General features: G+C 65.8%; 20 protein-coding genes. 8 read left to right on the top strand and 12 right to left on the bottom strand.

What is annotated here, in order from left to right:
• Positions 1-3: 3 nt before the first annotated feature.
• The 7 genes from OKW35_RS06690 to OKW35_RS06660 form a co-directional block, all read right to left on the bottom strand.
• Positions 4-387, bottom strand: coding sequence for a VOC family protein (locus OKW35_RS06690; protein ID WP_429356603.1), 384 nt, complete (start codon positions 385-387; stop codon positions 4-6).
• A 228-nt stretch (positions 388-615) separates the two neighbouring features.
• Complete coding sequence (locus OKW35_RS06685; protein WP_429551541.1) at positions 616-1,902, bottom strand: THUMP domain-containing class I SAM-dependent RNA methyltransferase; 1,287 nt, start codon at positions 1,900-1,902, stop codon at positions 616-618.
• A gap of 97 nt (positions 1,903-1,999) precedes the next feature.
• On the bottom strand, positions 2,000-4,174 hold the full coding sequence (locus tag OKW35_RS06680; protein WP_429551540.1) for a site-specific recombinase: 2,175 nt from the start codon (positions 4,172-4,174) through the stop codon (positions 2,000-2,002).
• A 139-nt stretch (positions 4,175-4,313) separates the two neighbouring features.
• The gene (locus tag OKW35_RS06675; RefSeq protein WP_429407410.1) at positions 4,314-5,087 is read right to left on the bottom strand and encodes a PqiC family protein; all 774 of its coding nucleotides are present in this window, start codon (positions 5,085-5,087) and stop codon (positions 4,314-4,316) included.
• On the bottom strand, positions 5,084-6,745 hold the full coding sequence (locus OKW35_RS06670) for an intermembrane transport protein PqiB (RefSeq protein WP_184062333.1): 1,662 nt from the start codon (positions 6,743-6,745) through the stop codon (positions 5,084-5,086). Before OKW35_RS06670 ends, OKW35_RS06675 begins: the two co-directional genes overlap by 4 nt.
• Positions 6,738-7,388 (bottom strand): paraquat-inducible protein A, encoded by a 651-nt coding sequence (locus OKW35_RS06665; protein ID WP_184062331.1) that lies wholly within the window; start codon positions 7,386-7,388, stop codon positions 6,738-6,740. Before OKW35_RS06665 ends, OKW35_RS06670 begins: the two co-directional genes overlap by 8 nt.
• Before the next feature lie 7 nt (positions 7,389-7,395).
• Complete coding sequence (locus tag OKW35_RS06660) at positions 7,396-8,187, bottom strand: paraquat-inducible protein A (protein ID WP_429490982.1); 792 nt, start codon at positions 8,185-8,187, stop codon at positions 7,396-7,398.
• Between the two features lie 425 nt (positions 8,188-8,612).
• Here OKW35_RS06660 and OKW35_RS06655 point away from each other — a divergent pair, with 425 nt between their 5' ends.
• The 4 genes from OKW35_RS06655 to OKW35_RS06640 all read left to right on the top strand — a co-directional run bounded on the left by OKW35_RS06655 (position 8,613) and on the right by OKW35_RS06640 (position 12,001).
• Positions 8,613-9,173 carry a cytochrome b gene (locus tag OKW35_RS06655; RefSeq protein WP_090803069.1) on the top strand — a complete coding sequence of 187 codons (561 nt, stop codon included), beginning with the start codon at positions 8,613-8,615 and terminating at the stop codon, positions 9,171-9,173.
• A gap of 8 nt (positions 9,174-9,181) precedes the next feature.
• Positions 9,182-9,745: a YceI family protein gene (locus OKW35_RS06650; RefSeq protein ID WP_429551539.1), complete on the top strand. Its 564-nt coding sequence runs from the start codon at positions 9,182-9,184 to the stop codon at positions 9,743-9,745.
• A gap of 111 nt (positions 9,746-9,856) precedes the next feature.
• Positions 9,857-10,426, top strand: coding sequence for a YceI family protein (locus OKW35_RS06645; RefSeq protein ID WP_429551834.1), 570 nt, complete (start codon positions 9,857-9,859; stop codon positions 10,424-10,426).
• A 297-nt stretch (positions 10,427-10,723) separates the two neighbouring features.
• Positions 10,724-12,001 carry an MFS transporter gene (locus OKW35_RS06640; RefSeq protein WP_184062324.1) on the top strand — a complete coding sequence of 426 codons (1,278 nt, stop codon included), beginning with the start codon at positions 10,724-10,726 and terminating at the stop codon, positions 11,999-12,001.
• 96 nt (positions 12,002-12,097) lie between these two features.
• On the opposite strand, the gene secF is transcribed toward OKW35_RS06640, so the two are convergent.
• The 5 genes from secF to queA all read right to left on the bottom strand — a co-directional run bounded on the left by secF (position 12,098) and on the right by queA (position 18,165).
• On the bottom strand, positions 12,098-13,048 hold the full coding sequence (gene secF, locus OKW35_RS06635) for a protein translocase subunit SecF (RefSeq protein ID WP_090803074.1): 951 nt from the start codon (positions 13,046-13,048) through the stop codon (positions 12,098-12,100).
• Between the two features lie 18 nt (positions 13,049-13,066).
• Positions 13,067-15,160 carry a protein translocase subunit SecD gene (gene secD, locus OKW35_RS06630; protein WP_429551538.1) on the bottom strand — a complete coding sequence of 698 codons (2,094 nt, stop codon included), beginning with the start codon at positions 15,158-15,160 and terminating at the stop codon, positions 13,067-13,069.
• A 116-nt stretch (positions 15,161-15,276) separates the two neighbouring features.
• Entirely contained in the window at positions 15,277-15,606 is a 330-nt protein-coding gene (gene yajC / locus OKW35_RS06625; protein ID WP_184034524.1) for a preprotein translocase subunit YajC, read from the bottom strand.
• Positions 15,607-15,801: 195 nt separating this feature from the next.
• Positions 15,802-16,992: a tRNA guanosine(34) transglycosylase Tgt gene (tgt, locus tag OKW35_RS06620; protein WP_429551537.1), complete on the bottom strand. Its 1,191-nt coding sequence runs from the start codon at positions 16,990-16,992 to the stop codon at positions 15,802-15,804.
• A 114-nt stretch (positions 16,993-17,106) separates the two neighbouring features.
• Positions 17,107-18,165, bottom strand: a complete 1,059-nt coding sequence (gene queA / locus OKW35_RS06615; protein ID WP_429551536.1) for a tRNA preQ1(34) S-adenosylmethionine ribosyltransferase-isomerase QueA — start codon at positions 18,163-18,165, stop codon at positions 17,107-17,109.
• A gap of 189 nt (positions 18,166-18,354) precedes the next feature.
• On the opposite strand from queA, the gene recG reads away from it, so the two are divergent.
• From recG to OKW35_RS06595, 4 genes are all read left to right on the top strand, one after another.
• Complete coding sequence (recG, locus tag OKW35_RS06610; protein ID WP_429551535.1) at positions 18,355-20,691, top strand: ATP-dependent DNA helicase RecG; 2,337 nt, start codon at positions 18,355-18,357, stop codon at positions 20,689-20,691.
• Positions 20,692-20,793: 102 nt separating this feature from the next.
• A complete protein-coding gene (locus tag OKW35_RS06605; RefSeq protein WP_184055574.1) occupies positions 20,794-21,753 on the top strand; it encodes a LysR substrate-binding domain-containing protein in 960 nt (319 codons plus the stop codon).
• A 411-nt stretch (positions 21,754-22,164) separates the two neighbouring features.
• The gene (locus OKW35_RS06600) at positions 22,165-23,619 is read left to right on the top strand and encodes a catalase (RefSeq protein ID WP_429551534.1); all 1,455 of its coding nucleotides are present in this window, start codon (positions 22,165-22,167) and stop codon (positions 23,617-23,619) included.
• Positions 23,620-23,726: 107 nt separating this feature from the next.
• Complete coding sequence (locus OKW35_RS06595) at positions 23,727-23,891, top strand: hypothetical protein (RefSeq protein WP_184034506.1); 165 nt, start codon at positions 23,727-23,729, stop codon at positions 23,889-23,891.
• Positions 23,892-23,954 lie beyond the last annotated feature (63 nt).

The following is a 23,954-nucleotide window of genomic DNA, read 5'->3' as shown; positions in this document are numbered from 1 at the left end:
CGCTTAGCCGTTGGTGCGCGAATGCAGGCCGACGCGATTGCCTTCGGTATCGGTGAAGAACGCGATATAGCCGATGTCCTGCGGCAGCTTGATCACCGGGCCGTCGGTCTTGCCGCCCGCCCGTTCGATGCGCGCAAGCGCCGCGTCGACGGTGGGCAGCGCGTTCAGGTAGACGGTGACGCCGTCGACGCCGGGTGTCATCGACGGATTGTGGACGATCGCGCCGCCAGTCGCGGGCTCCTCGTAGCTGAACACGGCGATCGGCTGGCCGCCGATCTCCTGTCGATTCAACGGGGCGTCGAGCGCGGCTTCGTAAAAGCGCACCGCGCGATCGAAATCGACCGACGGGATTTCGAACCAGGCAACGAGTTTGGGCAATGCGGACATGACACTCTCCTTCGGTTGGCAGTAGGCCGTTCAAGCGCCGGATGGCGTGAGAAGGAGTGTGCGGGGGTGCTGCTGACAGCGTGGTGGCAGTAGGGTGCGAAGACGCGACCGCTTCACCCCACCAGCAACTGAAACACGCCGACCACATCGCTCATGCGCGCGGCCTGCTTTTCGAGCGACGCGATGACGACAGGGCGACGACAGCGCGCCGCCCCGCTAGAAACAGCCTCAAGCCGCCGGCGGATCGCCCTGCGGACGCTGCCGCACGCTGCCCGCGATCAGATCGAAGCGGAACAGCCGGCATTCGAGCGCACCGTTGAACAGCGGCGTCTTCGTCGATTCGCGCAGCCGCAGTTGCCCCGGAAGCTTGCGATCCGACGTCAGGATGAACGCATGCCATCCGGCAAAGCGCTGCTTCAACGCATTGCCGAGCAACTGGAAAAACTCGCTGTCCGGCGCTTCTTCCTGAATGCGGCGGAAGCCGTCGTCGTCGCGATTGCCGCGGCCTTCGCGAAGCTCGCCGCGCGCATTGCGGCCGCGCACTTCGATCCGCTCGCCATACGGCGGATTCGCGACGAGGATGCCCGGCGCCGAGCCAGGCGGCGTCATGTCGCGCGCATCGAGCTGCTTGAGCGAAATGGGCGGCAAGCCGGCGCGCTCGAAGTTCGCGCGCGCTTTTTCGAGCATGTCGCCGGAGATGTCGCTGCCGAAAATCTCCAGATCCGCGCCGCGCGAGCCGCGCGCCGCGTCTTTCGCTTTGAGCGCGGCGCCCTTCAGCGCTTGCCAGCTCCGCGCGTCGAACTGTTTGAGCTTCTCGAAGCCGAAGCGCCGCTCGACGCCCGGCGCGATGTTCAACGCGACCTGCGCCGCTTCCGCGAGGAACGTGCCGCTGCCGCACATCGGATCGTAGAGCGGCGTGCCGGCCTGCCAGCCAGTCAGACGCAAAATGCCAGCCGCGAGGTTTTCGCGCAGCGGCGCCGCGCCCTTGTCGAGACGCCAGCCGCGCTTGAATAGCGGATCGCCGGAAGTGTCGAGGTACAGCGTGCAGTCGGTCGCGCTCAGGAACGCGAACACGCGCACGTCGGGCATCGCGGTGTCGACGCTCGGCCGCGCGCCGCTTTTTTCGCGCAGACGATCGCAGATCGCGTCCTTCACGCGCAGCGTCGTGAACTCGAGACTGCGCAGCGGCGACTTGATCGCGGTGACGTCGACGCGCAGCGTCTCGTGCGCGGAGAACCACTGCTCCCAGCGCTGCTCGAGCGCGAGCGCGTAGATGTCCTGCTCGCTGCGGTAAGGCCGCTCCGCGATTTTCAGCAGCACGCGGCTCGCGAGACGCGAGTGCAGATTGGCGGCCATGCCGGCGGCCCAGCCGCCGCGAAAATGCACGCCGCCCGGTACCTGGGCGCCGGCCGTGAAGGCGGCGCCGTTCAGATGTTTGGCGGCAATTTCGGCGAGTTCGGCCGCGAGCGGAGCTTCGAGCCCGCGCGGGCAAGGAAGGAAGAAATCGAAGGACATTGAGGTTGCCGCAAGGCGTTGGATAAGGCGCTATTGTACGCGGTCGAGATCGGCGGGCCGGCGCGATTGGCGCGCCGGGCCGTCGTCTGTCGTTGCGTCATCTCGCCTCGCGTCCCGCTTGGGCCGGCCACACGAGTTCCAGCGGATGCCGCCTGACCCGCTGCCAGATCGCCCCGCGCAGCGAGCGCACCGCATTGCGCCGCAAATCGCGCGATTTCACCGCCATGTAGAACGCCAGCACAAAACTCACCGCGACATTGAGAATCGCCATGCTGCCGACGCCCGCCACCGCCCACCACAGAGCCGGCAGCTTCAGCGCGCTTTCGCCGAGCGCGCCGAGCGCCACGCCGATCGAGCCGGCAGACAGCGTCACGTGACGCACGTCGAACTTGAACGCGAAGGCGGCGAGGATCGCCGGCACGAGCCCGAGCATCAGGCCGAGCGTGATATTGCCGACCACGCCCGCGACGTTCGCGCGGCACAAGCGCGCGAGACGGTCGGCGCCGGCCACGCCGAGCGTCATGCGCAGGCGCCGGTTGTAGGCGAGCGCGTCGGCGACGCGATGCAGGATGAACCAGTTGTCCGCCCAGCCCGCGAGCAGGCTGGACGACCACAGCAGCACGCCCGTCAACGCCGCATAGAACGGCGTCGGCCCGATCAGCGAGAACGACTGCAGCGTCGCGATCGCCTTGTCGGCCGAAATGAGGTCGGTGTTGAACAGCGCGTGGTACAGCAGATCCACGCACAGACTGACGGGAAACACCAGCAGCACGTTGCCGAGCACCGCCGCGGCCTGCGTGCGCATCAGCGCGGTCACCGAACTCACGAAACTGTCGACGCCGGCCGGCGTGCCGACGCCGTCGAGTTCGCGCGCGAGCGTCGGCGCGGTCATCGCGGGCTGTTTGGTCGCGAGCGAGAAGTGCAGGAAGTGCATCAGCAGAAAGCTCGCCGCGTAGTTGATGCCGGCGAGCACGCCTTCGAGCATCGCGTGCAGATGCGCGCCGGTGATCGCGAACTTCACGCACACGGTGACGACGGTCACGAGTCCGCCGCCGGCCGCCATGCGCATCATCTTCAGATACTCGGCGCGATCGCGCGCGATGTAGTGTTCGCCGGTATCCGCGCTGTACTCGACGATCTTGCGCGCGAGCAGCGATGAATTGCTGCGCGCGAGATGCGCGACGCTCTGGCTCGCGTGATTGGCGCGCACGAGTTCGGCGGTCAGGCGCGCGGCCGCGTGCAGATCGTCCTGCGCCATCCAGGCATCGAGCAGATGCTCGGCGCGCTCGATGCGCATGCGCATCCGCTCGACCTGGAACACGATGTCGACACTCACGCCGTTGCGGTACAGATGCGCGAACACGTTGTCGGTTGCGCCGCGGCATTCGTCGAGCAGCAGCCGCAGATAGTTGACCTCGCGTAGCAGCGGCTCCTGCGGGCCGCCCGCCGCGTACGCGTCGTGAGCGGCTTCGACCGCGAGCATCGCGCGGGTGAGGCGGTAGAACGGTTGGCTTTCCATTGCGACGCGCACGCCGTTGACGTCGGTGGTTCGTGCGTCGATTACGCGGTCGACGCGGTCGTCGATGCGATCGACAGGTGGCGCTACACCGCCCAGCCGGCTGCGCACCGTTTGCGACAGTCCGGTCGAGCTGATCTGGCAGGTCAGGTTGTGCAGCGCGGCCAGCAGGTCGAGCGAGAAGGGCGTGCTGTCGCGTCCGTCTTCTTCGTCGTCGGGCGCGTAGTCGAATAGCGCGTGGATACGCACCAGCAGATCGGTGGGCAGCGTGTCGATCCATTCGGCGTCGCGCTCGGAGCCGAACATCAGCGTGACGATCGCGGTGAGGTCGCGGCGGTTCGGCGCGGGCGGAATCAGCGACGCCTCGAGGCGTTCGAACACCGCGCCGAAGAAGCCCGAATGCACCGGCATGCCGGCGTCGCACAGCAGCGAGAGGCCATCGCTTTCGCGCAGCAGCGCGCGCAGGATGCCGGCGACGTTCGCCTTCCACGCGGGGTTGCGATCGAGCACGTGCAGCAGGTAGCGGATGCGCGTGTGGGCGGGGTTGGACTGGCGGGCGACGGTGTCGTCGGCGTCAGTTGCGCCGGGTCGCACGATGCGGCCGCGGCGAATCCAGTGCGCGACTTCGATCAGCCACTCGCTGCGCTCCGCATAAGGCGCGGTCTTATCCGCGATCGCGAGCAGCGCATCGAGTTGATGGCCGCCGTCGCGCGACCCGCGCCATTTTTTTATCAACCGTCTGATGGAGTCGAACATGGGTTTGTCCTGCAGAGGCGCGTGGCGTCGAATGGACTGCTAGGCATTGTGGAAGCGCGTCTGCTGAAGCTGTGCGTTGAAGTCGGCGCGGCCCGGATAGACACGCGCGTGCGCACCGGGCTCGCGCCAGCCGGGCCTGTCAGGCGCCGGCTCCCGCGGCCGTTTCCGCGGAAGGACAGGGCGGCACGACTGCCGCGGCAGCCGATCGGGCCGAAGACGACGTCTTGCCCGTCGTGGCCGTAGTAGCGACGGCCGTCGCGGCCATCGCCCGCACCCCCGCCGCGATCTGCGTCGACACTTCGGCCAGCGCGCGCCGATGTCCATCGACGAGCGCGTCGTACCCGCCGCCAACCGTCTCGCTGACCACGCTGCGACACGTCATCACCGCATTGCTGCGCACGGCCCGCACGCTCCACACCGCATCGATCAACGCATGCGAGCCGGGCCACGACTCGAAGCGCTGCACGTTCATGGCGATCCGGTACACGGCCGCGTCGTCGGGGTGCGCGGTGCCGAACGTATCGATGGTGCCGAGCTGCTGCGTCAGATTCGTCGACAGCGCGCGGCGGATTTCATCGCCGGGCAGCGACGCCCAACGCTCCTGTTCGAGCAACTGCACCTGAGTCGGCCCGGTCTGCACGACCAGCTGATTTCTCGCCACCTGCGGCGGCACGTTGACCGGCGCGACTTCGATCAGCCAGGCAGGCGCGGCGCTCGTGCGCGCGACGGCCGGCGCGGTGGCATTCGCGGCGGTGCTTGCGCTATCCGCGCCACCCAGCGTATAGAAACGGCTCGACGGCGACGAGCACGCCGCGATGGCGAGAGCCGCAGCCAGTGCGGTGCCGTACGCGACGCCGCGTACGGCACCGCGCACGAGCGCGCGCGGCGGACGGGGGAGCCGGGCAAACATCATGGTTTATCTCCTGATTTACCGCGCAACAGCGATTCGGGATGACGCTCGAGGTAGTCCGACAGCGCGTTCAGCGACTGCAACGTGCGCGTCAGTTCCTGCAACGCCTGATGAACGTCGGACTGCATCGGCGAATCCTGCTGCAAGGTTGCCTGGGCCGAACTGAAGGTCTGCTTCGCGGCCGTCAGCGTGTCGCGCGCCTGCGGCACGACTTCGTTGTCGAGACGCGAGAACAGCTGGTCGGCGTTCTTCAGCGCGGTGTTCAGATTCGCGCCGATCTGGTCGAACGGCACCTTGTCGAGCTTCTTCGCGATGTCGGCGACCTGCAACTGCAATTCGTCGAGCGTGTTCGGAATGGTCGGCAGCTCGAGCGGATCGGTCGTCACGTCGACCTTGGCCGGCGGCGCTTTCGGGAAGATATCGAGCGCCACGTACAGCTGACTCGTGATCAGGTTGCCGGTGCGCAACTGGCCGCGCAGGCCGTGCCTGACGAGTTCCTGCATCAGGTTCTCGCCGGCGAGCGTGCCCGGCTGCGGCGAGCTCTCGCGGAAGCGCTTGCCGAGGCGGTCCGGGTACACGTTCATCGTGACCGGCATCGTGAAGCTCTGCGTCTTCGGATCGTAGTCGATGCCGATATTGGTCACCTGGCCGAGCACGATGCCGCGGAAATCGACCGGCGCGCCGATCGACAGCCCGCGCAGCGACTGGTTGAAGTTCATCACGACGCGCAAGGGCACGCCGTCCGGTTCGCGCATCGCGTCCGCTTCGTCCGAGCCGAGGCGGAAGGTCTGGTTGTTCGGCGCCTGCGGGCCCATGTTCTGACCGGGCGGCGACTGGAACGACAGACCGCCGACTATCACCGTCGCGAGCGACTGCGTATTCAGCTTGAAGCCGCTCGAATCGAGCCGCAGATCGACGCCGCTCGCATGCCACCAGCGCGTGTTGGTGCCGACGTACTGGTCGAACGGCGCCGACACGAACACCCGCATCGTCACGCCGGTGCCGTCCCTGTCGAGCGAGAAGCCGACCACCTGACCGACCTGCACGCGCCGGTAGAAGATCGGCGAGCCGATGTCGATCGAGCCGAGCGAATCGCCGTGCAGCGTGTACTGGTGGCCTTTCTGGTCGCCGGTGATGGGCGGCGGCGTTTCGAGGCCGACGAAGTTGCTCTCGCTTTCGGTCGAGCGGCCCGCGTCGGCGCCGATGTACGAGCCCGACAGCAGCGTGGTCAGACCCGACACGCCGCTCGCGCCGACGCGCGGACGCACCACCCAGAAGCGCGAGTCCTTGACCGCGAACTTTCCGCCTTCCTTGGTGAGCTGCACCTGCACGAGCACGTGCGACAGATCCGGCGACAGCGTGATCGTCTTCACCGCGCCCACGTCGACGTCCTTGTACTTGACCTTGGTCTTGCCCGGCTCGAGGCCTTCCGCGCTGACGAAGCTGATCGTGATCACGGGTCCGCGCTCGGTCACCGACCTGATCACGAGCGCGATGCCGATCAGCGCGGCGATCAGCGGAATCACCCAGACGAGCGACGGCAGCCAGCGGCTGCGTGGCTCGATCTCGGGGTCGGGCAGTTGGGGCGGCAGTCTGGGTCCGTTCGAATCGTTGCGCGGCGCATCATCGGAGGCGGGCGTCGGTCCTTGCGGGCTAGTCATGGTCAAGATCCTGAGGTGTTGGGGTACGGCTTTCCACGGGGTCCCAGATAAGGCGTGGATCGAATTGCATGGAGGCCAGCATCGTCAGGATCACGACCGAGCCGAACGCGATCGCGCCCGGCCCGGCCGTGATCTCGGCCAACGATTTGAAACGCACGAGCGCCACGGTGAGCGTGACGACGAACACGTCGAGCATCGACCAGCGGCCGATCCGCTCGACCATCCGGTACAGCGTCGTGCGCTGTTGCGGACGCCAGCGCGAGCGGCGCTGCGCGGTGACGGTGAGCAGCACGAGCACCGAGAGCTTCAGCATCGGCACCAGGATGCTGGCGATGAACACGATCATCGCGAGCGGCCAGTCGCCGGAAGTCCAGAAATAGACGACGCCGCTCATGATGGTGTCGTCCTCGGAGCCGAGCAGCGACGACGTGTGCATCACCGGCAGCAGGTTCGCCGGGATATACAGCAGCGCCGCGGCGATCAGCAGTGCCCATGTGCGCATCAGGCTGTCGGGGTTGCGCGAGTGCAGATGCGCGCCGCAGCGGCCGCAGTGCTGCGGCGTGACCGAGCGGATGCGCGGTTCGACGCGCCCGCACGAATGGCAGGACAGCAGGCCCGCGCGTTTCGCGGTGACGTATTTCATCGCGGGCTCATCCTTCGCGCGGCGTGGGCGGCAAGCCGGGCGGGGTGCCGTCCGCCGTGCTGTGGGTTGTGCCACCAGCGCTGCCGCTGGTCGAGCCCGCGACGCGCGCGGACGGCGCCGGCGGACCGGCGAGCGAGCCGACCGCGACCGCCGCGCTGTCGGCCGACGTGCGCGGCAACGGCCGATCGCCGCTCGCGTCGATCTCGTCGGCGACATCCCACAGCACGCGCGGATCGAATGTGACGACGACCGCGAACATCAGCGTCAGCGCGCCGAACGCGAACAGCGCCGCCTCGGGAATCACGCGCGCGAGGCTCACCATCTTCACGATCGTGATCAGCACGCCGAGCATGAACACTTCGATCATGCCCCACGGTCGCACGAACTGGATCGCGCGCAGCACGCGATTGAAGTGCGCGGGCACGTAGCCGGCGCGTAGCGGCACCAGCACGTACAGCAGCGCGACGAGTTCGGTGAACGGAAAGAGGATCGTCGAGCAGAACACCATCACGGCGACGATCTGCATGTTCTCGCCCCACAGCGCGACGAGCGCGCCGAACAGCGTAGTCTGTGATGTGATGCCGTTGGTTTCGAGTTCGACGATCGGAAAGCCCTGCGCGATCACGAACGTGATCAGCGCGGCGAGCGTCAGTGCGCAGATCGCGTCGAGCTTGCGCGAGACGCCGCGATAGAGCGTCGCGCCGCAGCGCGGACAACGCGCGGCGACGCGCCCGACAAGCCGTGGCTTGCGGAACAGCGTATCGCATTCATGGCACGCGATCAGGTTGTCATGTTCCATGCGGCAGATGGGCTAACGACGTAGTGGCGGGGTGTAAGGCCTGCTCGTTACGAGGGGTCGGGCGGCGGTGAGCAGCAATAGTACCAAACGCGGCCTCGCGACCGAGGCGAGCCGCGCGCGGCGCGGGGCGTGGCGCCGTCCCCGCCGCGCGCTGGTCCGGGCCTGAGATGGCGTCGCTTCGGGGCTTTCGGTCCCCGAATCGGTCAACGCAAGGGCGGTGACGCGGCGCCCTGGGGCCATTGCAGCGCAAAATTCGGGCCCGTTCCGCCGACGCGCTCCAGCCAGCTTTTCGCGCTTGGGGTAGCATGGCGCCCGTGGCATGCCCGGCGGCCTTTTGTGGCGATGATGTCCGCCGCATCGGCCGCGATCGCGGAATAGCTGGCCGCGGCGCGCCGTTAACTTCTAACTGCCTGCGTTGATCTGTCATGACACTCAATCCATCGTTCGGTACCCGGGAGTCGTACACGCGGACCGCCATCGCGTTTCACTGGCTGATCGCACTGCTGATCGTCTGCGGCTTTGCGCTCGGCTGGGTGATGACCGACATCCCGGGCTTCACGCCCACCAAGCTGCGCTATTTCTCGTGGCACAAATGGATCGGCGTGACCGTGTTCGCGCTCGCGATCGTGCGCATCCTGTGGCGCGCGACCCACGCCTCGCCGCCGATGCCGCGCCGCATGCCCACCTGGCAGCGTGGCGCCGCGCATCTCACACATCTGTTGCTGTACGTGCTGATGATCGTGATTCCCGTGTCCGGCTATCTGTATAGCTCGGCGGCGAACGTGCCGGTCGTCTACCTCGGGCTGATTCCGCTGCCGCGAATCATTGCGCCCGATCCGCACCTGAAGGAAGTGCTGAAGAATCTGCACATCGCGTTGAATTACACATTGCTCGTGCTGGTCGCGCTACACACCGCGGCGGCGCTCAAGCATCAATGGCTCGATCGCGACGGCCTGCTGTCGCGCATGATCCCCTTCCTCAAATAAGGACAACCATGAAGGGTTCGTTTTATCGCTACATGCTGGCCGCGTTCGCAGCGGCGTCGCTGAGCGCCGCAGGCGCGGCGCTCGCGCAGGTCGACGTCGCGAAGAGTTCGGTGACGGCTACCTCGAAGCAGATGAACGTGCCGGTCGAAGGCAAGTTCAACAAGTTCACGGCGCAGGTCAGCTTCGATCAGGCCAAACCGACGGCCGGCAGCGCGCAGCTCAACATCGACGTCGCCAGCTACGATCTCGGCGACGACAGCTACAACGAGCAGGTGCGCGGCAAGGAATGGTTCGACGCGAAGACCTTTCCGAGCGCGACGTTCGTGTCGAGCGCGATCGCGCCGGCCGGCGGCAACCAGTTCAAGGTGACCGGTAAGCTGACCATCAAGGGCAAGTCGGAGACGGTCGTGGTGCCGGTCACGGTCGGCCAGCAGGGCGCGATGCAGACCTTCGACGGCGCGCTGCCGATCAAGCGCTCGCAGTTCGACATCGGCACCGGCGAATGGAAGGACACATCGGTCGTCGCCGACGAGGTCGTGATCAAGTTTCATATCGTCGCCGCGCGCAAGTAACGCGCACGGCGCTCGCGAGGTCCGCCGCGCCACGTGGGGCGCGGCCGCTTTCCCACCGCAGGTTGCACCGCGATTTTCAACGCAAAACAGGAGCACGAATTGAAAACGTCCATATTGATCGCTGTTGGCGCGCTGGCTTCGTCGCTGTCGCTCGGCGCCTTCGCCGCCGATACCTATCTGCTTGATCCGATGCATACGTTTCCGAGCTTCGAGGCCGACCACTTTGGCGGTCTGTCGATCTGGCGCGGCAAATTCACGAAGACCACGGGAACGGTGACGCTCAATCGCGCGGCCAAAACCGGCACCGTCGACGTCACCGTCGATCCCGCTTCGGTGCAGACCGGCAACCCGAAGCTCGACGATCACCTGAGGGCCGCCGAGTTCTTCGACGTCGAGAAGTATCCGACCGTGACCTACAAGGGCACCGAGATCAAGTTCGACGGCGACAAGCCCGTCGAGGTGATCGGCACGCTGACGATTCGCGGCATCACGAAGCCGGTGAATCTGAAGATCGATTCGTTCAAGTGCATGCAGCACCCGGTCCTCAAGCGCGAAGTCTGCGGCGTCGAGGCGAGCACCGAATTCAATCGCGCCGATTACGGCATGGAGTTCGGCGCGAAGTACGGCTTCAGCATGCAGACGCGCCTGCATATCCAGTCGGAAGGTATCAAGCAGCAGTAGGCGCGCCGGCAGCTTCGCGGCCGGCGCCGCGCGCGGGCCGCTGTTGCGATTCGATCCGCGCTGCGCCGCAATACGAAAACCGCTTCGGTCGTTCACCGACGAAGCGGTTTTTTGTCGCCCGTTGCGAACGCCTCGGCCATGGCGGCGCGCCTCGGCCATTTGTCGCTCGCATCGCTTTTATTTTTTCAGTTAAATAGAGCGCAAGCAGTCATGCCGGTGCTGCGCGTTGCCGGGATGGCCTGGGCGGACGTCATGCGTTCGTGTCGATAAATATTTCGCGCAGTACAGGAGATCTGGATGAATGCAACGACAGCAGCAAGCGTCGCGGGAAGCCGGCGGAATTCGTGGCGCGCGGTGGTGGCCGCCTCGATCGGCAACGCGCTCGAATGGTTCGACCTCGTGGTGTACGGCTTTTTCGCCGTGACCATCTCGAAGCTGTTTTTTCCGGCCGGCAACGAGACCGTATCGCTGCTGCTCACGCTCGGCACGTTCGGCGTGTCATTCTTCATGCGGCCGCTCGGCGCGATCGTGATCGGCGCGTACTCGGACCGCGCCGGGCGCAAGGGGGCGCTCACGCTTTCCATCCTGTTGATGATGAGCGGCACGCTGATCATCGCGATTTTGCCGACCTACCAGAGCATCGGTCTCGCCGCGCCGCTGATCCTCGTGCTCGCGCGGCTGATGCAAGGCTTCTCGGCCGGCGGCGAATTCGGCAGCGCGACTGCGTTTCTCGCCGAGCACGTGCCGGGCCGGCGCGGCTTCTACGCGAGCTGGCAGATGGCGAGCCAGGGTCTGACGACGCTGCTCGCGGCCGGTTTTGGCGCGTTGCTGACCGGCCAGCTGTCGCCGGAACAGATGGCATCGTGGGGCTGGCGCGTGCCGTTCTTCTTCGGTCTGCTGATCGGGCCCGTCGCGTTCTACATCCGCACCAGGCTCGACGAGACGCCCGAATTCCTCGCCGCCGAAACGACGCAGACGCCGCTGCGCGATACGTTCGCGACGCAGAAGCTGCGGCTCGTAATCGCGATGGGCGTGGTGATCCTCGGGACCGTGTCCGCGTATCTGATGCTGTTCATGCCGACCTATGGCGTGCGGCAACTGGGGCTCGCGCCGTCGGTCGCGTTCTCGGCGATCGCGGTGACGGGTTTGATCCAGATGGTGTTCTCGCCGGTGGCCGGGCATTGGTCGGACCTGCATGGACGCACGCGCATCATGCTGGGCGCGGCCGTGCTGCTGTTCGTGCTCGTCTATCCGGCGTTCGCGTTCCTGATCGCGCATCCGAGCTTCGGCACGCTGATCGTGTGGCAGATCGTGTTCGGTTTTCTCGTCAGCGGCTACTTCGGCGCGACGCCGGGACTGCTGTCGGAGATATTCCCGGTGCAGACGCGCACGACCGGCATGTCGCTCGCGTATAACATCGCGGTGACGATCTTCGGCGGCTTCGGGCCGTTCATCATCGCGTGGCTGATCAGCGCGACCGGTTCGAAGGCAGCGCCGAGCTACTACGTGATGTTTGCCGCGCTGCTGAGCATCGCGGCGCTGATCGGCGCACGGCGCAAGCTGGGGTTCCGCTAGGAACGAGGCGGTAACGACGGCGTACGTAAACGCAAAAGGCCGGTTCGACAGAACCGGCCTTTTTTATTGTGCGCATCCTCAGCGGTTACGCGCGCATCAAACCTGGGCGCCCGCGTTCGGATCGTCCGGATCGACGCGTTCCTTCTTGTCCTTGATCAGGTCTTCGCGCTTGACGCCGAACCACATGGCAAGAGCCGCGGCGACGAACACCGACGAGTAGATACCGAACAGAATACCGACCGTCAGCGCGAGCGCGAAGTAGTGCAGCGTCGGGCCGCCGAACAGGAACATCGACAGCACCATCATCTGCGTACAGCCGTGCGTGATGACGGTTCGCGACATCGTGCTGGTGATTGCGTGGTTGATCACTTCGATCACGGTCATCTTGCGTTCGCGGCGGAAGGTTTCGCGAATCCGGTCGAAGATAACGACCGACTCGTTGACCGAATAGCCGAGCACCGCGAGCACCGCGGCCAGCACCGACAGCGAGAACTCCCACTGGAAGAACGCGAAGAAGCCGAGAATGATGACGACGTCGTGCAGGTTGGCGATCACGCCGGCGATCGCGTACTTCCATTCGAAGCGGAACGACAGGTAGATCACGATGCCGGCCACCACGCAGGCGAGCGCGAGCAGACCGTCGGTGGCGAGCTCCTTGCCGACCTGTGGACCGACGAACTCGACGCGCTGCAACTGCACTTCCGGCGTGTCGGCCTTCAGCGCGCCCATCACCTGGTCGCTCTGCTGCGCGGACGTGTAGCCCGTCTTCAGCGGCAGACGGATCAGTACGTCGCGCGAGGTGCCGAAGTTCTGCACCTGCGCGTCGGCATAGCCGAGCTTGCCGAGCGTGTTACGCACCGGGTCGAGCGGCACCGCGCCCGGATACTGCACCTCGATCACGGTACCGCCGGTGAATTCCACCGACAGATGCAGCCCGCGATGCACGAGGAAGAACACGGCGGCGAGGAAGGTGATCAGCGAGATCGCGTTGAAGATCAACGCGCGCTGCATGAACGGAATGTCTTTACGGAAACGGAAAAATTCCATGGTCTTGTTCTCCGGGACTCAGCGGGATGAACCCGGTTTTTGCCGCGTCGAGTCATTCGACGTCGGCGTGCCCGGCGCATTGCGGCGGCGCACGGTCGGCTTCGCGCGACCCTTCGCGCCGGCCGCGGCCGGTGCCTTCGAGCTTGCCTTCGCGCTCGCCTTCGCCGTGGCGATGGCCTGCGCGGTGTCGGTCGCGGCGTCGCTGCCGCCGAGGGTGTTGCCGGCATACGCGGCCGAGCCTGCCGCTGCCGTTTGCGGACGCCACACCTGGCCGATCGACAGCGACTTCAGCTTCTTCTTGCCGCCGTACCAGAAGTTGACCAGGCCGCGCGAGAAGAACACCGCCGAGAACATCGACGTCAGAATGCCGATACAGTGGACGATCGCGAAGCCGCGCACCGGACCGGAGCCGAACGCGAGCAGCGCGAGGCCGGCGATCAGCGTGGTCACGTTCGAGTCGAGAATCGTCGCCCATGCATGCGCGTAGCCGTTCTGGATGGCCAGTTGCGGCGGCGCGCCGTGGCGCAGTTCCTCGCGCACGCGCTCGTTGATCAGCACGTTCGCGTCGATCGCCATACCGAGCGCGAGCGCGATAGCGGCGATACCCGGCAGCGTGAGCGTGGCCTGCAGCATCGACAGCACCGCGACCAGCAGCAGCAGGTTCACGGACAGGCCGACCATCGAGATCACGCCGAACAGCATGTAGTACGCGCTCATGAATACGGCGATGGCCGCGAAGCCCCACACGACCGAGTGGAAGCCCTTCTTGATATTGTCGGCGCCGAGGCTCGGGCCGATCGTGCGTTCCTCGATGATTTCCATCGGCGCGGCGAGCGAACCGGCGCGCAGCAGCAGCGCGAGGTCGGCGGCCGCTTGCGGGGTCGGCTGGCCGGTGATCTGGAAGCGGTCGCCCAGTTCCGACTGAATCGTCGCGACGGTCAGCACTTCGCCCTTGCCGTGCTCGAACAGCACCATCGCCATGGGCTTGCCGATGTTGTCGCGCGATACCGCGCGCACCGCGCGGCCGCCGGCCGAGTCGAGACGGATATTGACCGACGGACGCTGATGCTCGTCGAAGCCCGCCGACGCGTCGATGATGCGGTCGCCGGTGAAGATCACCTGCTTGCGCAGCAGCACCGGCGTCTGGTTGCCTTGCGTGAAGAGTTCATCGCCCGGCGGCACCGGGTCGTTCGGGTTCGGGTGCGTGTTGACCGGATCGGCGAGGCGCGCTTCGAGCGTCGCCGTACGGCCGATGATGTCCTTCGCCTTCGCGGTGTCCTGCACGCCCGGCAGCTCGACGACGATGCGGTCCGTGCCCTGTTGCTGGATCACCGGCTCGGCCACGCCGAGTTCGTTCACGCGGTTATGCAGCGTCGTGATGTTCTGCTTGAGCGCGGCGTCCTGCACCTCGCGCTGCACGGCCGGCGTAAAGGTGCCGACGAGCTGCACGCCGCCGTCCGGGCCGGTGTTCGGCTGCGACGCCCACTGCAGTTCGCTGACGCTGCGGCCGAGCAGCTTGAGTGCCGCGTCCGCCGTGGCCTGGTCGGCCAGATTCACCACCACCGACTGGTTCACGCGATTCACGCCGCCGTCGCGCACGTTGTTGTCGCGCAGGAGCGTGCGCACGTCCGAGGCGTCCGAGTCGAGCTTCTTGTTCAGCGCGCCGGCCATGTCGACCTGCAGCAGGAAGTGCACACCGCCGCGCAGGTCGAGACCGAGGTACATCGGCAGCGCGCGCAGCGCGGTCATCCAGGTCGGCGACGCGCTTTGCAGGTTCAGTGCGACGACGTACTGCGGATCGTTCGGGTCGCTATTGAGCGACTTCTGCAGCAGGTCTTTCACGCGCAACTGCGTGTCCGTGTTCGTCAGGCGCACGCGGATGTTCGCGTTGTTCTGCGAGTTGTCGAACGTGATTGCGGTCGGCTTGATGTGATTGGCCGCGAGCGCGGCTTCGATCGACGCTAGCGTGGCGGCGTCGAGTCTGACCGTGGCCTTGCCGCTCGACACCTGCACCGCCGGCGCTTCGCCGTACAGATTGGGCAGCGTGTACACGAGGCCGATGACCAGAGCCACCAGCATCACGGCGTATTTCCAGAGGGGGTAGCGATTCATGAGTGGTCCAACGGGAAGGTTGGCTTGGATGCGATGCGTCCGGCGATGAGCGCGGGCCGTTCAGCGAACTGCCTGAACCGCCGGCGAGGCCGCACCGGACGCGGGGAGTGCAGGCCTTACAGCGACTTGATCGTGCCCTTCGGGAGAATTGTCGTGACCGACGCCTTTTGCACGGTGACTTCCGTGCCTTCCGAGATTTCGATGCCGACGTAGGCTTCGCCCACCTTCGTCACCTTGCCGACGATGCCGCCGTTCGTCACGACTTCATCGCCCCTGGCCATCGCTGCGAGCATGTTGCGATGTTCCTTCTGACGCTTCATTTGCGGGCGAATCATGATGAAGTACAGTACGCCGAACATCAGGATCAGCGGCAGGAAGCTCATCAGGTTCGATTCGATACCACCTGCTGCTGCGCCTTGCGCGAAGGCATTGGAAATGAACGACACGTTGGTCTCTCCGTTATCAGTCAAACGATCAAAAAAATCAGCCGATTATTCTACCACCGGCCACACGCGCGCCGGCGCGGCGAATCGGCTTTGCGATCAACCGTTTAAAGGTCCGATTCGGGGCAAATTCAGCGGCCGGCGAAAGTAAATTGTAAGTTGTCCGCGTGCGGCATGCGCAATCCATGCGGCGGGCCGTCAGGACGACGGTTCGACGCCGCGCGCGCGGTCTTCGTGGAAACGCTTGCGGAATGTCTCGAACAGTTTCGCCTCGATCGCATCGCGCATTTCCTGCATCAGTTCCAGGTAGTAATGCAGGTTGTGGATCGTGTTCAGCTGCGCGCCGAGAATTTCGCCGACGCGATGCAGGTGGTGCAGATAGCCGCGCGTGAAGTTGCGGCAGGTGTAGCAGCCGCATTGCTCGTCGAGCGGGCGCAGCGAGTTCCTGTGCGTCGCGTTGCGGATCTTGATGTCGCCGAAACGCGTGAAGAGCCAGCCGTTGCGCGCGTTGCGCGTGGGCATCACGCAGTCGAACATGTCGACGCCGGCCGCGACGCCGGCCACCAGGTCTTCCGGCGTGCCGACGCCCATCAGGTAGTGCGGCTTGTCGGCCGGCAGCTTGGGGCCGATGTGGTTCAGGATCCGCATCATGTCTTCCTTCGGCTCGCCGACCGACAGACCGCCGATCGCGAGGCCGTGGAAGTTCTTCTGCGCGAGGCCGGCGAGCGACTCGTCGCGCAGATCCTCGAACATGCCGCCCTGCACGATGCCGAACAGCGCATTCGGATTGCCGAGGCGCTCGAATTCGTCGATCGAGCGTTGCGCCCAGCGCATCGACATGCGCATCGATTCGGCGGCTTCCTTGTGCGAAGTCGGGATGTTGTCGGTCGCGTACGGCGTGCATTCGTCGAACTGCATCACGATGTCCGAGTTCAGCACCTTCTGGATCTGCATCGACACTTCCGGCGACAGGAACAGCCGGTCGCCGTTGATCGGCGACGCGAACGTGACGCCGTCCTCGGTGATCTTGCGCAGATCGCCGAGCGAGAACACCTGGAAGCCGCCCGAGTCGGTCAGGATCGGCTTCTTCCAGCCCATGAAGCCGTGCAGGCCGCCGTGCGCCTCGATGGTTTCGAGGCCGGGTCGCAGCCACAGGTGAAACGTATTGCCGAGGATGATCTGCGCGTGCATTTCGTCGAGCTCGCGCGGCTGGACCGCCTTCACGGTGCCGTAGGTGCCGACCGGCATGAAGATCGGCGTCTCCACCACGCCGTGGTTGAGCGTGACGCGGCCGCGGCGCGCGAGGCCGTCGGTGCCGAGCAGTTCGAATTTGAGGCCATTCTCCGGGCGCTCGTGGGCAGGATGTTGCGAGAGATGACCAAGGGTCATGGGGATCACTCCTGGGCTACCGGAAAACAGTCCGGCGCAATCAATGAAAACCGCCACGAGGGATCGCGGCGGCTAGGAAGACTGCCAATACGCTGAAGCAGTGCTCGAACCGGCTCATGCATCGCGCCGCGTGAGCAGCATCGCGTCACCGTAGCTGAAAAAACGATAGCGCTCGTCGATCGCATGACGGTACGCGGCGCGAATCGTCTCGACGCCCGCGAACGCCGACACCAGCATCAACAGCGTAGATTTCGGCAAATGGAAGTTCGTGACCAGCCGGTCGACCACGCGGAACCGGTAGCCCGGCGTGATGAAGATGTCGGTTTCCGCGCTCGCCGCGCCGAGCGGATGGCCGGCGGCTTCGGCGTCGCGCGCGGCGGCTTCGAGCGCGCGCAGCGACGTCGTGCCGACCGCGATCACGCGGTTGCCGCGCGCTTTGGTCGCGGCGATCTTGTCCGCGAGCGCTTGCGGCAGGTGATACCACTCGCTGTGCATCTTGTGCTCGGCGATGTTTTCGACGCGCACCGGCTGAAACGTGCCCGCGCCGACGTGCAGCGTCAGCGTCGCGCGGTCGATGCCGAGGGCGTCGAGGCGGGCGAGCAGCGTGTCGTCGAAGTGCAGGCCGGCGGTCGGCGCGGCGACCGCGCCCGGGTTCTGCGCGAATACGGTCTGATAGCGGGTTTCGTCGGTCGCGTCGGGGTCGTGCTCGATGTACGGCGGCAGCGGCAGACGGCCGTACTGCTCGATCAGCGTCAGGCAGTCGTCGGGGAAATGCAGCGTGTAGAACTGATCGACGCGCTCGCCGACGGTGACGTCGAACGCATCCGCGAGACGGATCGTCGTGCCCGCCTGCGGGCTCTTGCTCGCCCGGATCTGCGCGAGCGCGCTGCGCTCGCCAGTCAGGCGCTCGACCAGCACTTCGATCTTGCCGCCGCTCGACTTCTGGCCGAAGAAGCGCGCCTTCAGCACTTTGGTATCGTTGAAGACGAGCAGATCGCCCGGCGCGAGGCACTCGGGCAGTTCGGTGAAGCGGCGGTCGATCAGGCGCGCGGCGCCGTCGGCGGCGCCTGCGGCGTCCACGTCGAGCAGACGGCTTGCGCTGCGCTCGGGCAGCGCGACTTGCGCGATCAGCTCGGGCGGCAGATCGAAATCGAAATCGGAAAGCGTAAACATGCGAACGACTGGAAGCAGGTTGGGACTGATTTGGGACTGAATTGAGCCGAAGCCGGAGCCGGGCGGCTATGATGGCGGGACGCCGAAGCGGCCCGCGCGCTTTGTGCCGCATCCTGCCTACGCTGGACGCGCGAAGGGCGGCACGACTTCTTTTCGACAGCACCCGATATTGTACTTGCGAAGCAGCCTATGCCTTTGTCCGACCGCCGATCGTCCGTTGCCACCCTCGAAGCGGGCGCCGAACCGCGGCGCCGCGGTGCGCGGGCGGAGGCGGGGGAGCGGGATGCGGCGCAAGCGGGCGCACAAGGCGGCATGATGGCCGCTGGCCACGATCTCGGGCGCGACGGCGACAAGCCCGGCGGCCACGCGGGCGACCCGCCGGATCAATTCGCCGCCGACCACCCGAGCGACGACAAACCCGCCGCCAAAACCAAAGGCGCGGCAAAAGCCGCCGCCAAAGCCCCGGTCAAAACCGCCGACAAGCTCGCCAAACTCGGCCTCACACGCGACATCGACCTCGTGCTGCATCTGCCGATGCGCTACGAAGACGAAACCTCGCTGACGCCGATCGGTCACTTGCTGCCCGGCGGCATCGCGCAAACCGAAGGCGTGGTGTTCGACAATGAGATCGCCTATCGCCCGCGCCGGCAGCTGCTCGTGAAGCTGCGCGACGCCGACGGCGACGAACTCGTGCTGCGCTTTCTGAATTTCTACGGCTCGCAGGTCAAGCAGATGGCGCCCGGCGCGCGCCTGCGCGTGCGCGGCGACGTCCGGGGCGGCTTCTTCGGCATGGAGATGGTGCATCCGACCGTGCGCGTCGTCGATGAAGACACGCCGCTGCCGCAGGCGCTGACGCCGGTCTATCCGAGCACCGCGGGCGTATCGCAGGCGTATCTGCGCAAGGCGATCGACAACGCGCTCGCGCGCACGTCGCTGCCGGAGTTGCTGCCCGCGCCGGTCGCGCGCGCGTTTCTCGAACCGCTCGGCGTGCCGGCGCTGATGGACGCGGTGCGCACGCTGCATCATCCGGGCCCGCAGTCGGACGAAACGGCGCTGATCGACGGCACGCATCCGGCCTGGGTGCGCATCAAGTTCGAGGAGCTGCTCGCGCAGCAGATGTCGCTAAAGCGCGCGCACGACGAGCGGCGCACGCGCGCCGCGCCGGCCATGCCGCGCCGCAAGCTCGGCGACGAATCGGCGCTGGTCGCGCGGCTGCTGAAGGCGCTGCCGTTTTCGCTGACGGCCGCGCAGCAGCGCGTCGGCGGCGAGATCGCGCTCGATCTGACGCAGCCGCATCCGATGCAGCGGCTGTTGCAGGGCGACGTCGGCAGCGGCAAGACGATCGTCGCGGCGCTCGCCGCCGCGCAGGCGATCGACGCCGGCTACCAGGCCGCGCTGATGGCGCCGACCGAAATTCTCACCGAGCAGCACGCGCGCAAATTGCGCGGCTGGCTCGAGCCGCTCGGCGTGAATGTCGCGTGGCTCGCGGGCAGTCTGAAGACGAAGGAGAAACGCGCCGCGATCGAAGCGGCCGCGCTCGGCACCGCGCAGCTCGTGATCGGCACGCACGCGATCATCCAGGACGCGGTCGAGTTCGCGCGCCTCGGACTCGTGATCGTCGACGAGCAGCATCGCTTCGGCGTCGCGCAACGGCTCGCGTTGCGCGCGAAGGCGCAGGGCGCCGCCGACGGCGCGGCCGACTTCCAGCCGCATCAACTCATGATGTCGGCGACGCCGATTCCGCGCACGCTCGCCATGACCTACTACGCGGACCTCGACGTCTCCACGATCGACGAACTGCCGCCCGGCCGCACCCCGATCCTCACGAAGCTCGTGGCCGACGCGCGCCGCGAAGAGGTGATCGGCCGCGTGCGCGAGGCGGCGTTGACGGGGCGCCAGGTGTACTGGGTGTGTCCGCTGATCGAGGAAAGCGAGACCTTGCAGTTGCAAACCGCGGTCGAGACCTACGAGACGCTGGTGGCCGCGCTGCCCGAGCTGAAGGTCGGGCTGGCGCACGGGCGCCTCGCGCCCGCCGAAAAGGCCACGGTGATGGACGCGTTCTCGCGCAACGAGATCCAGCTGCTGGTCGCGACCACGGTGATCGAAGTCGGCGTCGACGTGCCGAACGCATCGTTGATGGTGATCGAGCATGCGGAGCGCTTCGGTCTCGCGCAGCTGCATCAGTTGCGCGGACGCGTGGGGCGCGGCAGCGCCGCGTCGGTCTGCGTGCTGCTCTACACCGGACCGCTGTCGATGACCGCCCGCGCGCGCTTGCAAACGATGCGCGAAACCACCGACGGCTTCGAGATCGCCCGCCGCGACCTCGAAATCCGCGGGCCAGGCGAGTTCCTCGGCGCGCGGCAGTCAGGCGCCGCGATGCTGCGTTTCGCCGACCTGCAGAACGATCAGCACCTCATCGAGCCGGCGCGCGAAGCCGCCGCGACGCTGCTCGACCAATATCCGGACGTGGTCATTCAGCATCTGGCGCGCTGGCTCGGCGCGCGCGAGCAGTATCTGAAGGCCTGAGCGCCGTCCCCGCCGCAAGCACTACGGCTAAAAAGTTGGCGAACCGACCCTATAGGTGTATAACTAGAACCTATCGAATCCATCAGACTGATTGATCCCCGAATGACGCTCACCGAATTGAAATACATCGTGGCGGTGGCCCGCGAGCGGCACTTCGGCCGTGCCGCCGAAGCGTGTTTCGTCAGCCAGCCCACGCTGTCCGTCGCCATCAAGAAGCTCGAAGACGAGCTGAACGTGCAGATTTTCGAGCGCGGAACCAGCGAGGTCAGCGTGACGCCGATCGGCGAACAGATCGTTACGCAGGCGCAACGCGTGCTCGAGCAGACGCTCGCGATCAAGGAAATCGCCAAGCAGGGCAAGGACCCGCTGCTGGGTCCGCTGCGCCTCGGCGTGATCTATACGATCGGGCCGTACCTGCTGCCGACGCTCGTCAAGCAGATGATCCGGCGCGTGCCGCAAATGCCGCTGATGCTGCAGGAAAACTACACGCTGAAGCTGATCGAGCTGCTCAAGCAGGGCGAAATCGACGTGGCGATCATGGCGCTACCGTTTCCCGAAACCGGGCTGATGCTGCGTCCGCTGTACGACGAGCCGTTCGTCGTCGCGCTGCCGTCCGGCCACGCATGGGAAAGCCGCCCGAAGATCGACCCCGACGACCTGAAGCAGGAAACCATGCTGCTGCTCGGCAGCGGGCACTGCTTCCGCGATCACGTGCTCGGCGTGTGTCCCGAGCTGATGCGCTTTTCGCAGAACGCCGACGGCATCCAGAAGACCTTCGAGGGCTCGTCGCTCGAAACGATTCGTCATATGGTCGCAAGCGGCGTCGGCATTACCGTGCTGCCGCGCATGTCGGTGCACGAGGTCAAGCCACATGCGGGCGGTATCGACGCGGGCCTGCTCAGCTATGTCGCGTTCGACGAGCCGGTGCCCGATCGCCGCGTCGTACTGGCATGGCGCAAGAGCTTCACGCGCATGCCCGCGATCGACGCGATCTGCGACGCAATCGCCGCGTGCGACCTGCCGGGCGTCAAAAAGCTCGATCTGCCCGCCGCCGTCAACTGACTCGCCATCATCCGCAGCCGCGCCGGACACCGGTGTGGCCAGCCGCAAAAAGGGCGCAAGCCCTATCGAATAGATTAAATTAATCAAATACGACTATTCGATAGATGTTGCTATAGTTTCCTCCACGGATCGCCCGATCCCTTTATTCGATAAGGCTCAGCGCCCGGACTCCGAGTCGGGGCGCGAGACAAGCCAGGAGGAAAACACCATGCACGCGCTTTCACAGTCCATCCACGCTTTTCCCGCGCAACCGGCCACGACGGCCGCCGCGCCGAGTATCCGTACGGTCGCCGTGTCGTTGCTGGCCGACCGGGTGCTGGCCGCCTGACGTGCCTACCCGTGACGGCGTCCGTCGCGCACGGATGCCGCATGCTTTTCCCCCGATTCGATAGAAACCACGCAGGAGTGCCCATGTCCGAACGTAAGCTCACCAATGCCGCCGGCGCGCCCGTCGCCGATAACCAGAACTCGATGACCGCCGGCCCGCGTGGCCCCGTGGTGCTGCAGGACGTCTGGCTGCTCGAAAAGCTCGCGCACTTCGATCGCGAAGTGATTCCCGAGCGGCGCGTTCACGCGAAGGGTTCGGGCGCGTTTGGCACGCTGACGGTGACGCACGACATTTCGCGCTACACGAAGGCGAAGGTATTCGCGCAGGTCGGCCAGGAAACGCCGCTTTTCATGCGCTTTTCGACGGTGGCCGGCGAGCGTGGCGCGGCCGACGCCGAGCGCGACGTGCGCGGCTTCTCGATCAAGTTCTACACCGAGGAAGGCAACTGGGACGTGGTCGGCAACAACACGCCAGTGTTCTTCATTCGCGATCCGCTCAAGTTTCCGGACTTCATTCATACGCAGAAGCGTGATCCGTACACGAATCTGCGCAGCAACGTCGCCGCGTGGGATTTCTGGTCGAGTCATCCGGAGTCGCTGCATCAGGTGACGATTCTGATGAGCGATCGCGGCATTCCGAAGAACTACCGGCAGATGCACGGCTTCGGCTCGCACACGTACTCGTTCATCAACGCGAGCAACGAGCGTTTTTGGGTCAAGTTCCATTTCAAGTCGCTGCAAGGCATCGAGGACTTCACCGACGCCGATGCCGCGCAGGTAGTCGCCAATGACCGCGAAAGCGCGCAGCGCGATCTGGTGAACAGCATCGACGCGGGCAACTTTCCGAAGTGGCGCTTCGCAATTCAGGTGATGCCGGAAGCGGATGCGGCGAACTACCGCTTCAATCCGTTCGACATCACGAAGGTGTGGTCGCAGAAGGACTATCCGTTGATCGACGTCGGCACGCTCGAACTGAATCGCAACGCGGCGAACTATTTCGCGGACGTCGAGCAGGCGGCGTTCACGCCGGCGAACGTGGTGCCGGGCATCGGATTTTCGCCGGACCGTCTGTTGCAGGGGCGGCTGTTCTCGTACGGCGATACGCAGCGTTACCGGCTCGGCATCAATCATCACCAGATTCCGGTGAATGCGCCTCGCGTGCCGAACCCGCATTCGTTTCATCGTGATGGCGCGCTGCGCACCGACGGCAATCGCGGCGGCAACGTGAATTACGAGCCGAATCGCTTCGGCGACTTCGTGCAGGACGCGAACGCGTCCGAGCCGCCGCTCGCGGCGGGCGCGGTCGCGCGTTACGAGCATCGCGAGGACGACGACTACTACACGCAGCCGCGCATGCTGTTCGCGCTGTTCGACGACGCGCAACGTGAGCGTCTGTTCGGCAATATCGCGCGACATATCGACGGCGTGCCGCAGGAGATCGTCGCGCGTCAGATCGAGCATTTCCGCCGCGCCGATCCGGCTTACGCGGAAGGTGTGATCGCGGCGCTCGCCGCGTTGCGGGAAGGCGGGAACCGCTAGGCGTCATATACGCGGCGGATGGTAAAGCAGTGGCAAAGCATTGGCAAAGTCATCGACGGCGCGGCGCATTGCTGCGGTCCGTCACGAGACGAACCCGGAGTACGATCATGATAAGGATGATGATGGCGAGCATTGGCGGTCGGGCCGCCGCGCCGAGCATGCAGGCGCAATGGCAGGCGTTGATGTTTCGCAAGGCGCTGGGCTTTGCGATCGTCGCGAGCGGCTTTGCGGTAATCGCCGCGCAGGCGTTGCAACACGCGCTGGGCGGCTGAGCGCAGTACCGCCAGAATGGCTGCGCAGCAAGGCTCTCGGGCACGCGTTGCGCAAACCTTGCG

Source organism: Paraburkholderia sp. MM5477-R1, assembly GCF_050436385.1.
GTDB classification, from domain to species: domain Bacteria; phylum Pseudomonadota; class Gammaproteobacteria; order Burkholderiales; family Burkholderiaceae; genus Paraburkholderia; species Paraburkholderia tuberum.
Note: the sequence above shows the minus strand (reverse complement) of the source record. Positions and strands in the feature narration are given on the sequence as shown.